General features: G+C 35.9%; 9 protein-coding genes and 3 pseudogenes. 9 read left to right on the top strand and 3 right to left on the bottom strand.

From position 1 onward, the window contains the following. Positions 1-287 precede the first annotated feature (287 nt). The 3 genes and pseudogenes from K9V48_RS25405 to K9V48_RS25395 all read left to right on the top strand — a co-directional run bounded on the left by K9V48_RS25405 (position 288) and on the right by K9V48_RS25395 (position 1,282). Positions 288-617 carry a hypothetical protein gene (locus K9V48_RS25405; protein ID WP_224141888.1) on the top strand — a complete coding sequence of 110 codons (330 nt, stop codon included), beginning with the start codon at positions 288-290 and terminating at the stop codon, positions 615-617. Between the two features lie 301 nt (positions 618-918). Beyond that, positions 919-1,083: pseudogene (locus tag K9V48_RS25400) on the top strand (tyrosine-type recombinase/integrase); the annotation flags it as partial. Then, a complete protein-coding gene (locus tag K9V48_RS25395) occupies positions 1,064-1,282 on the top strand; it encodes a hypothetical protein (RefSeq protein WP_224141887.1) in 219 nt (72 codons plus the stop codon). The pseudogene K9V48_RS25400 and the gene K9V48_RS25395, both read left to right, overlap by 20 nt. A 276-nt stretch (positions 1,283-1,558) precedes the next feature. Here K9V48_RS25395 and K9V48_RS25390 read toward each other — a convergent pair whose 3' ends face one another. Then, on the bottom strand, positions 1,559-1,927 hold the full coding sequence (locus tag K9V48_RS25390; RefSeq protein ID WP_224141886.1) for a helix-turn-helix domain-containing protein: 369 nt from the start codon (positions 1,925-1,927) through the stop codon (positions 1,559-1,561). Between the two features lie 352 nt (positions 1,928-2,279). Between K9V48_RS25390 and K9V48_RS25385 the strand changes: the two genes are divergently transcribed. From K9V48_RS25385 to K9V48_RS25360, 6 genes and pseudogenes are all read left to right on the top strand, one after another. Beyond that, positions 2,280-3,275, top strand: coding sequence for an asparaginase (locus K9V48_RS25385; RefSeq protein ID WP_224141885.1), 996 nt, complete (start codon positions 2,280-2,282; stop codon positions 3,273-3,275). A gap of 269 nt (positions 3,276-3,544) precedes the next feature. Next, positions 3,545-4,561: an asparaginase gene (locus tag K9V48_RS25380; RefSeq protein ID WP_224141884.1), complete on the top strand. Its 1,017-nt coding sequence runs from the start codon at positions 3,545-3,547 to the stop codon at positions 4,559-4,561. 156 nt (positions 4,562-4,717) lie between these two features. Continuing rightward, the gene (aspA, locus tag K9V48_RS25375; RefSeq protein ID WP_224141889.1) at positions 4,718-6,148 is read left to right on the top strand and encodes an aspartate ammonia-lyase; all 1,431 of its coding nucleotides are present in this window, start codon (positions 4,718-4,720) and stop codon (positions 6,146-6,148) included. Between the two features lie 144 nt (positions 6,149-6,292). Next, positions 6,293-7,726 carry a Na+/H+ antiporter NhaC gene (gene nhaC / locus K9V48_RS25370; protein ID WP_224141883.1) on the top strand — a complete coding sequence of 478 codons (1,434 nt, stop codon included), beginning with the start codon at positions 6,293-6,295 and terminating at the stop codon, positions 7,724-7,726. Further along, positions 7,716-9,041: an NAD-dependent malic enzyme gene (locus tag K9V48_RS25365; protein ID WP_224141882.1), complete on the top strand. Its 1,326-nt coding sequence runs from the start codon at positions 7,716-7,718 to the stop codon at positions 9,039-9,041. The genes nhaC and K9V48_RS25365 overlap by 11 nt, the downstream gene beginning before the upstream one ends. A gap of 147 nt (positions 9,042-9,188) precedes the next feature. Continuing rightward, a pseudogene (locus K9V48_RS25360) lies at positions 9,189-9,455 on the top strand (transposase); the annotation flags it as partial. Between the two features lie 152 nt (positions 9,456-9,607). On the opposite strand, the gene K9V48_RS25355 reads toward K9V48_RS25360, so the two are convergent. After that, a complete protein-coding gene (locus tag K9V48_RS25355) occupies positions 9,608-10,258 on the bottom strand; it encodes a nucleotidyltransferase-like protein (protein ID WP_224141881.1) in 651 nt (216 codons plus the stop codon). A gap of 433 nt (positions 10,259-10,691) precedes the next feature. After that, positions 10,692-10,892 (bottom strand): annotated as a pseudogene (locus K9V48_RS25350) (DUF6366 family protein); the annotation flags it as partial. Positions 10,893-11,028 lie beyond the last annotated feature (136 nt).

Below are 11,028 nucleotides of genomic sequence, written 5' to 3'. Positions count from 1 at the left end.
TTTTGATACATATTCTTTATACTCTCGAGTATGGTGCTTCCCCATTTGAACACGTCCTTTAATTAAATTATCTATATTATATCTTTATTCTCATTTCGACGTGTCCACTTTTAAGACTAACTCTAAAAGCGACCTAATAACAGTCATATCACTAGAGATATGACTGTTATTAGGTCGCTTTTTATCTATAAAGCTCAATTTTATCCTTTTGCTGAATTTTAAAATACGAATTACATTTAGCTTATCGAACGATAAGGAGGACAAAAATACAAAGTATTAATGGAGTGATGCTTAGAGAATATCCAGAAACACTAGAAAAACCTTTGTTGGAAAAGCGATTTGAGATTCAGTATATGGACAATACATACTTTCATAAGACGATATTTTTAGATTTTATTAACCTGGAAGTCCAGGGGCATGGACGAATGTGGATTTTTGTTGTGAAAGATGTAGAAGAAGTTTTTTATGAAAATAATCGTAGCATTTATGGGGAAATCGTGAGGGAAGTGCATGATCGGATCGTGCCGCACCTACAACAAAATTATCATTACATAGTGGATGTTGTTTTGATTAATCCGGAATATACCATGTATCCAAGATTCTCTTTAAAAAGCTAACATTAGCTATTCAAAAAAAGAAGCATCGGATGTGAGGTGCTTCTTTTTTGTGTGTTTAATCAATAATTGTTCCACTGATTCCGTTTTCGTTAAAGTTCCAATGCTTAAAAAAGCGAGTAGCTAATGCTACTCGCTTTTCTTGTAGAACAAAACCACTTGTTTAAACATTATTTTTGTCGAATAAAAGTTAAAGGGTTTCGTATGAATTCTAATAAATTAAGGCATTAAAGCACAGTGGTAAATTATACCTAATTTGAACCTTGTTGATACTCGCAATCGAGGATTTTTTGTATATAAATGTGTCTTCCGTCATACGTTTTGCAAATGGATGTTAAAGGCTGCAAATAACGATATTGAAAAGGTTAGAAGATTGGCTGGTCATAGTAATATTGCTACAACAAGCAGGTATTTGAAGGATTCTTATAGTGATTTGGCGGATGCCGTGGATGCTTTACCAAAATTCTAATATTAAAGATGGTTACTTCGTAACGCCAGAACAATGTCATACAGGTGTTTATCTTGACGTGCTTAAAAACAGAAAAGAAGTCTACGAACAAGCCAAACAGAAGCATCCAGAACGGTGGTCGCGTTCAACAAGAGATTGGAGTGCTCATCAGCAAGTGGCTTTAAATCCAATGAAAATAACAACACTACTAAACAAGTAAAATACGACAACTATCTTGACAAACACCGGGAGTGAGTCAACAAGAGGTTTATTTTACTAAAGGATTTTTTGAAGGGACCATATAGAGGAAAGGTACATCAAAATTTTGAGAGTTTGACGGTCACTATTTGGTGCATTAGAAAGTCTAAAGTAAGAAATTTGTTGAGTGTTTTTTCTATATGTTTGCTATTCTTTAATTCCAGAATTTATTTTGGGCTGTTTATGTTTTTACATACCTTATGCTTAAAATGAAAGATTCTTTTATTCTATCTATCATTTAAAGTCCGTTTTGCTCAATCTCCCGTTTTGCTCGTATAAACGCAATAAAATGATAAAATTCTTCAGGAGAGATGATTTTTTCGTCAATTGCCAGTTGAATTTTAACCAATTGGGTTTTATCTGTTAATTCCACAGGGAAGTTTATCTTTACTTGTTTAGGATTGAAGGATGGATCATCTGTTCTTTCTAATAAATAGTCAACTGATGTTTTATATAATTCTGAAATCCTTTTGATCGTATCAAGTGATGGTTCACGGTATCCAGACTCGTATCCTGCATAAGTACTTTTTGCAATTCCAAGCTGATCAGATATATACTGCATTGTCCACCTTCTACTTTTCCTTAATTCAGCTAATCGTGTTAACATGTTTCGTATCCTCCTAAATTATCTTTTCTATTATAACATTGATTATTGATAGATGCAGGTTTGAAAAGGCAAAATGTTTGCGTAATGAATAAAAAATCTTGCGATTTTACTGATAATTCTATATAATTAAAATATAAGTTCTCAAAACGCGTATTTTTCAGAGCTGTTGAATGGAAGCGGATTCAAAAAAGGTAGTAATAGCTTTTAAATTTTATGTTTGAAATGTCTTAGACTTAATACTTATAAAAGTTAACTTCGTTAGTATTTTTATGATATCATGTCTTGTTACTATTAGAAAACAAGAGATGGCGAACTTTATTATGTCTTAATAATTCACAAAAGGGGAATGCGCATGAAAAAAATACTTTTGCTAACTACTGGAGGTACTATTGCATCTGTACTAGGGAAAGAAGGGCTATATCCAGAAATCCCCGCCGAGGAGATAGTGAGTTATTTGCCTGAACAATATGATAGATATAAGGTCGAAAGTAAAACCTTAATGAATGTAGATAGTACAAATATGCAACCAGAATCTTGGGTTAAAATAGCTGAAGCAGTTAACGAACATTATGATATGTATGATGGATTTGTTATCACTCATGGAACAGATACAATGGCTTATACGTCCGCAGCCCTTTCGTATATGTTACAGAACCTTGCCAAGCCTGTTGTAATAACAGGGTCTCAAATTCCAATTCATTACAAGCGGACTGATGCTAAGAAAAATATTAGCGATGCCGTTCGATTTGCGTGTGAAGATGTAGGTGGTGTCTTTACTGTTTTTGGTGGATTGGTAATCATCGGTACAAGAGTAGTCAAATTAAGGACGATAAGCTACGATGCATTTGAAAGTATTAATTTCCCGTATATTGCCCGTGTGAATAATTCAGAGGTTTCATATCAAAGGAAGATTCATTTAGCAAAAGATAAGAAAATTAAATTTAATTCTTCTATCTGCCCTGATGTCTTATTATTAAAACTGCATCCAGGAACTAAACCTGAACTTTTTGATTACATAAAGAAATTATACAAAGGGATCGTTATTGAGACATTTGGAACTGGTGGAATCCCCTTTCAAGAAAGAAGCTTAGTCCAAAAAATTCATGAACTTATCAATTCAGGTATTACGGTGGTCTTTACAACCCAAGTTCTCGAAGAAGGTGAAGATTTGGGCTTGTACGAGGTTGGCCGGAAAGTGCCAGAGGACATGATAATTCGTACAAGGGATATGAATACAGAAGCGATTATTCCAAAATTAATGTGGGCATTAGGTCAGACAAATGAACCTGAAAAGGTGAAAAAGATCATGACAACACCTATTGCCTATGACATAACCCCCGCCAAATAATTTAATGAAAAAATAGAACATAATGCCCTTAATGACAAGATTCTGTTTCCTTGAATTCAAAGTGTTTTTCTAAAAAAGGGTTTAAAATAAATGTTTTTTTTAAAACTATCAAAAAATTTGGGATTTATGCATAATTGTACGCGTTTAGCGTACATGTGTATTGAGTTTTTTGGAAAAAGTACGCGCAATTTTATGAAAAACTTCTATTATACCTCAACAAGTTAGAAGGAAAATAAATTACTTACGTAGGGATTAGAAAGGTGGCCTTTATGAAAAGAATACTTTTACTTGCTACAGGTGGCACTATTGCTTCAGTTCAAGGAAAGGATGGACTAACACCAGGGATTACAGATAAGGATTTGGTCGGTTATTTACCTGAAAATAACGAAGAGTTATTGCTCCATAGTATTAATTTGATGAATTTAGATAGTACAAATATGCAACCGGAATACTGGCTGGAAATTGCTCGAACCATTTATAACAAATATGACCAGTATGATGGGTTTGTAATTACCCATGGGACGGATACTTTAGGGTATACCTCAGCGGCACTGTCCTATATACTACAAAGCTTAGCAAAACCGGTAATCATAACGGGATCTATGGTTCCTATTGATTTTGACGGAACTGATGCGAAGAAAAATATGGTAGATGCGATTAGGTTCGCTTGTGAGAATGTTTGTGGAGTTTATGTTGTTTTTGATGGAAAGGTGATTAGTGGAACGCGAGCGGTTAAAGTAAGATCGAAAAGTTATAATGCCTTTATGAGTATTAACTATCCCTACATCGCTCGTATAGAGGGTTCAGAGGTAGTTTATTTAACAAATATCCCGGTAAGTAAGAGCGGTCCCTTAAAGTTGGATACTTCAATATGTAGTAATGTGTTTGTATTGAAGCTTTTTCCTGGAATAACACCAGAGGTTTTTGACTATATCAAACAGTCTTTTCGAGGTGTAGTAATAGAGAGTTACGGAAATGGAGGGATTCCATTTGAAAAGAGAAATCTCCTTCCAAAGATAAATGAACTAATAGAAGCTGGGATTGCAGTTGTGATTACAACTCAATGTCTTGAGGAGGGGACTGACTTACAAAGGTATGAAGTTGGAAGAAAGATTTCTAAAAAATTCATTATTTCCTCAAGGGATATGAATACAGAAGCGATTGTCACGAAACTGATGTGGGTACTAGGGAAGACAAATAATTTGGACCAAGTAAAAAAAATGATGGAAACACCCATAGCCAATGATCTACAACAAATTCAGGAAAACGACTATGTAGTCTTATAAACGGTTGTTACCTGACCTGATAAAAATGGGTGATCGTTTTTTTAACTAATATGTTTTTGAGGAAGTAGGGTTTTTCATTGTTAAAAGAAGATAGAAATACCAACTATAGCTCAAAATAAAAAGAGGCAAAGAAAGTGGGGAAACTTGATGAAAGTTATGGAGAAAAATGACCAAAAATATCGAATTGAGCGTGATTTCCTTGGTGAAAAGGAAATACCGGAAAATGTTTATTATGGAATTCAAACGCTTCGTGCATCAGAAAACTTTCCAATTACAGGATACCGTATTCATGAAGAAATGATTAAAGCATTAGCCGTTGTGAAAAAATCTGCAGCTCTTGCGAACATGGATGTGAAACGTCTCTATGAAGGGCTTGGCAATGCTATTGTTCAAGCAGCAGATGAAATTCTAGAAGGCAAGTGGCATGATCAGTTTATTGTTGACCCCATTCAAGGTGGAGCAGGGACATCTATGAATATGAATGCCAATGAAGTAATTGCAAATAGAGCACTCGAAATTTTAGGTCACAATAAAGGAGAGTACAATCATTTAAGCCCGAACTCTCACGTGAATATGTCACAGTCAACAAATGATGTTTTTCCAACAGCTATTCATATTTCTACATTAAAAATGCTTGAAAAGCTCCTTGAAACGATGGAGTACATGAAAGGGGTATTCAAGAAAAAAGCGGTAGAGTTTGATTCTGTGATTAAAATGGGTCGAACACACCTTCAAGATGCTGTGCCAATTCGACTTGGTCAAGAGTTTGAAGCGTATAGCCGTGTTCTAGAGCGCGATATGAAGCGAATTAAGCAATCTCGTCAGCACCTTTACGAAGTAAATATGGGAGCAACAGCCGTTGGAACAGGATTAAACGCAAATCCGAAATACATTAAATCTGTTGTGAAACACTTAGCACGTATTAGTGATTTACCTCTTGTGACAGCAGATCATCTTGTGGATGCAACGCAGAATACTGACGCTTATACAGAAGTGTCAGCAGCTCTTAAAGTATGTATGATGAACATGTCTAAAATTGCGAATGACCTTCGTCTAATGGCTTCAGGTCCAAGAGCAGGTTTAAATGAGATTAACCTTCCTGCCCGTCAACCTGGTTCATCAATCATGCCAGGTAAAGTAAATCCTGTTATGCCAGAACTTATCAACCAAATTGCGTTCCAAGTGATTGGAAACGACAATACCATTTGCTTAGCTTCTGAAGCAGGTCAGTTTGAATTAAATGTTATGGAGCCAGTACTTGTTTTTAATTTACTTCAATCAATTAGCATTATGAACAATGGATTCCGTTCATTTACAGATCACTGCTTGAAAGGAATCCAAGCAAACGAAGCCCGTATGAAAGAGTATGTGGAAAAAAGCGTTGGTATTATTACTGCAGTGAACCCACATCTTGGATATGAACCAGCTGCACGTATTGCGAGAGAAGCCATCTTAACAGGTAAGTCTGTTCGAGAGCTTTGCTTGCAAAATGATGTATTAACAGAAGAAGAGCTCGATGTTATTTTAAATCCTTTTGAAATGACGAAACCAGGAATTGCTGGGGAAGAGCTTTTTGATAAACAATAAAAGGAAAATTGTAATATTTAGAGTCTATACAAGGACGTATGGACTAAATGTTGCAAGCTTGGGGATGAGGAAGTCTAGTAATATACGTTACAACAGTACTAAATGTAAACGTTTTACTAATGTTTTTAACTAGGGGGATTATGCATGAAGGAAGTAAGGTTACCAACAATACCTGAAATTGTGATTATATTAGGAGTATTTCTTGCGCTTGTGTTGTCATTTACGCTGTTTCTTGATTTACCGATTCAAATGGCATTATTCATATCATGGTTTCTCGTTATTATTCTAGGTGTTCGACTCGGTCATAAGTATCAAGATTTACAAAAATCAATTATGGATGGGATCTCAAATGGATTAGAAGCTGTCTTAATTCTTGTATCTGTAGGAGCTTTAATTGGTACATGGATTGCAGGTGGGGTTGTACCAACTCTTATTTATTACGGATTAGAATTCATCCATCCAAGTATCTTCTTATTAGCAACTCTTATCATTTGTTCTATTATGTCTGTTGCAACAGGAACATCATGGGGAACAGTCGGAACAGCAGGTATCGCAATGATTGCAATTGGAGAAGGCCTAGGGATGCCACTTCCGCTTGTAGCGGGAGCTGTATTGTCTGGTGCGTATTTTGGAGACAAGCTATCACCATTATCTGATAGTACAGTACTTGCCTCATCTCTTTCAAAGGTAGATATTTTACGCCATGTGCGAGCGATGATGGTCTTGTCAATTCCCGCATTTATTATTACAGCTATCTTATTTACAATTACTGGATTTGCATATGGTGGAAGAAACATTGATACAGAGAAAGTAGAGTTTTTTAAATCTTCATTACAAAAATATTTTGATATCGGGATTTGGATGCTTATTCCAGCTATTATTGTTGTTGTACTATTAGCGTTAAAGAAACCATCAATGCCTGTTATTGTTATTGGTGCTCTATTAGGAGCTATTTGGGCATCTGTATTTCAAGGGATGGATTTTGCGGATGCAATCAATACAGCTTACAAAGGTTTTTCAATTGATACTGGTGTAGAGTTTATGGACGGTATCCTAAATCGCGGTGGTATTGTCGGTATGCTTGACACACTTGTTGTTATTATATTTGGTCTAGGATTTGGTGGACTCTTAGAAAAGCTAGGAGTATTAAAAGTTATTATAGCAACTTTCGAAAAGAAACTGACATCTGCAGGAAACGTGACTTTGTCAACTTTAATTGTAGCATTTCTGGGAAATGTATTAGGTTGTGCGATGTATGTATCGTTAATCTTGACTCCAAAAATTATGGAGAAAAGTTACGATAAGCTGAAGCTAGATCGCCGAATCCTATCACGTAACACAGAAGTGGGTGGCACATTGACGTCTGGTATGGTTCCGTGGTCTGATAATGGTATATATATGGCAGGTATCCTTGGAGTTTCGACATTTTCATACTTACCATTTATGTGGCTTAGTTTTGTAGCATTAGGACTTGCACTCATTTACGGATATACAGGGAAATTCATTTGGTATGTTGATGAAAATTCACCTTCAGATGAGACAGAGTATAAAGGAGAGCAAGTAGTAAATGATTACTAAACATATGATTCGTACACTTATGATTGAAACACCTACTGTTCCAGGAAATCTAGGAAAAGTCGCAACAGCTATTGGTCTTGTAGGGGCAGACATCGGTGAAGTTGAAACCGTAAAAGTTGGTCCAACTTATACAATGCGTAATATTACTGTACAAGTAGAGACAGAAGAACAGTTAAATGAAATTATCACAGCAATTGAAGGGTTAGAAGAGGGCATTAAGCTTCATACGGTTTCAGACGAAGTTCTTTCGGCTCATGAAGGCGGGAAGATTGCAATGAAGAGTAAGATGCCAATCAAGTCTCTAGCAGAACTGCGCCGTGTGTATACACCAGGCGTTGCTGATGTTTGTAGCCTTATTAAAAGAGAACCAGATAAAGCTGAAATCTATACAACAATTAATAACTCTGTAGCTATTGTAACCGATGGAACAGCAATTCTTGGACTTGGAAATATCGGTCCTGTTGCAGGAATGCCTGTTATGGAAGGGAAGGCTGCTCTTTTTGACCAGCTAGCAGGAATTAGTGGTGTGCCAATTTTACTTGATACAACAGATCCAGAAGAAATTATTCGTACAGTAAAAAATATCGCACCTGGTTTTGGTGGAATTCTTCTTGAAGATATTGGTTCACCACATTGTTTTGAAGTGGAAAACCGTTTAAAAGAAGAATTAAACATCCCTATTATGCATGATGATCAACATGGTACAGCAGTTGTTACACTTGCAGCAGCTATTTCCGCTTGTAAGAGCGCAGGAATTGACTTGAAAGAAGCAAAAGTAGGACAAATTGGCCTTGGCGCTGCAGGCGCTGCGATTTGTCGTATGTTTATGGCATATGGTGTTCAAGTTGTTTATGGAACTGACAAATCAGAAATGGCAATGAATCGTTTAAAAGAATATGGTGGACAAATTTCATCAAACATTGAAGAGCTAATGGAAACGTGTGATATTGTTATTGCAACAACAGGTGTTCCTGGTCTTATTAAAAAAGAGTTTGTAAAAGAAGGACAAGTTATTCTAGCTTTATCAAACCCAAGACCAGAAATTGAGCCTGAAGTAGCATTAGAAGCTGGCGCTGCATATGCTGCAGACGGACGCTCTATTAATAATGTTCTTGGTTTCCCAGGGATTTTTAGAGGAGCTCTTAATGCTAAAAGTAAAGTAGTGAACCACGAGATGCTTGTTGCTGCAGCAGAAGCAATTGCTTCTTGTACAAAACATGGAGATCTTGTACCAGATCCACTTCAACCGGAAGTACATGAGAAAGTGGCAGAAGAAGTAGAACGTGTAGCACGCCACGTTTATGTAGGCGTATAAATCAGCGGAAAAACGACGCAGAGTCTTTTGAGGCCACTGAAAAAGTCCAAATTTTAAACTTAGGCAGTGGAAAGTTTGGGTTAGTTGAACTTTCCACTGCCTTTATGCTTTATACTAAGGATATTAATGTATGTAGGTGGTATCCAAATGATTTCAAATCAAGCATCTCTCAATCTTAGTCTATTTATTACAATTTACGATATCGTTGTCCCAAAAGATAATATGCTTCGTCGAATTAATGAACTTGTTGACTTTTCATTCATTTTAGAAGAACTAAAAAATAAATATTGCCTTGATAATGGCCGCAATGCCGTTCCCCCGATTCGCATGTTTAAGTATTTATTATTAAAATCTATTTTTGACTTATCTGATGTTGATGTAGTAGAGAGATCCAAATATGATATGTCGTTTAAATCTAAGGCTTCTACCACAATCGCGCCCTTAATGGAAGGTCGTACTTGATTTTTATTGTTGCAGAGATATTCAAGAAAAGCCACCGTTAGTTGACCTCTTAAATCTTCAAAAAAAATAAAAGACCGTCCTTTTTACGGCCGATCTTTACTTTATTATGCAATAATCTCTTTATAAATTGTACTTCCTGATGCCGAAAGATCATTTATGATATCCTGGGCCACCTTAACTAATTCAAATATCATTAATCCTAAATCATCAACAGTTGCCCTCTCGAATATAGCTCTTGATTTGTCAGGGACTAACAAACCAGTTCTATATGATTGATTGTCATAAACATTTTGCAAAAATGAAAGGGAGTTTGTAATAAGCCTCAACGGTGATTGGCCAACTAAGTATGAAGAATTATCCTGGTGATACATAAGCGCAGCAATATCATAACTACTGAGATTAATTTTTGCATCACTGTCAGCCTTTAATGTCTTTAATAATCTCACAATCTTTTTATAATTTGTTGCTGTATGTAGATCTTTATCATCCAGAAGCTTATTATGGTAAAAAGGTGTATTTGCTAATCGTGTTTTATTATGATAATCCAGGACCATGACCCCTCGATGGTATTCTTCTCCCGTTTGGTTATATAAATTTGTGTTATACCAGTTTGATGGTACTACATCCACTTTTCTTCTCAAAGAGCCTCCTTGTAACCCAATTGATTTCGCTCCTGAGTTATCAACGTCTGCTGCTGGAAAAGCACTTGATAGAATAGAATAACATTCCTCTCTCAGTTCACACAAATCCTTCACCGGATCTCCTGCATATGGATGTCTAGGTTTTTGAGGGGTTTCCAGTGAATAGAAATCTGAATGCAGTGTTAAAACATCAATATCGCTGTGGGCCTTGATATGTGTATTATTGGTGACCGATCCCTGATATCGAAACTCAACATTAAAACCACTGTGACTTTCAGAGATAAATTGCACACTTTTTAAACGCTAAATTGCACATAAAAATGATGAAAATATTAAATTTCTACTAGGGTCCTACCAACAAAAAGCGAATTTACAACGATAAGCATTTTAATACAAGACTTATAAGACATTATGAAGTTCAACAATTGCGAGATTGTTGAGCAATATTGAAGGGGTTGTAAAAAAATATACTTAAAGTAGCGTGGCAGGATAGTTCAACAAGGATAATGGTTGTTTGTGGTAAAATTTAAAAGGACTGGTTGCTTAATTAGGGGGTGTTCAAATGGGGGAAGATAAAGAAACAGAAGAGTGATACAAAAATAAAGCCGATTATGATTACAAGAATAAGAATTCCCGTACCTTTCCAACCTAAGCTACCAACTAAATCAGCAAGACCTCCACCGTGAACGCTGCTAGAAGGATCTCCTTTTAATTCTTCTTGTCTTAATTTTTCTCTTCTTCTTTCAGGTTCTTATGCAACTAAACCAGCTAATAGTTTGTCAACATTTTTCAATAAAATAACTAAAACAACCCTGATATACTAAAAAAGATCATACCAAATAACCTTCCGTTAGGCCCTCATTGGAAGGTTTTGTTTTATTTAG

The sequence above is a fragment of the Metabacillus rhizolycopersici genome (assembly GCF_020075705.1).
The sequence above is the reverse complement of the archived record's forward strand: the minus strand, read 5'-3'. Positions and strand labels throughout refer to the sequence as shown.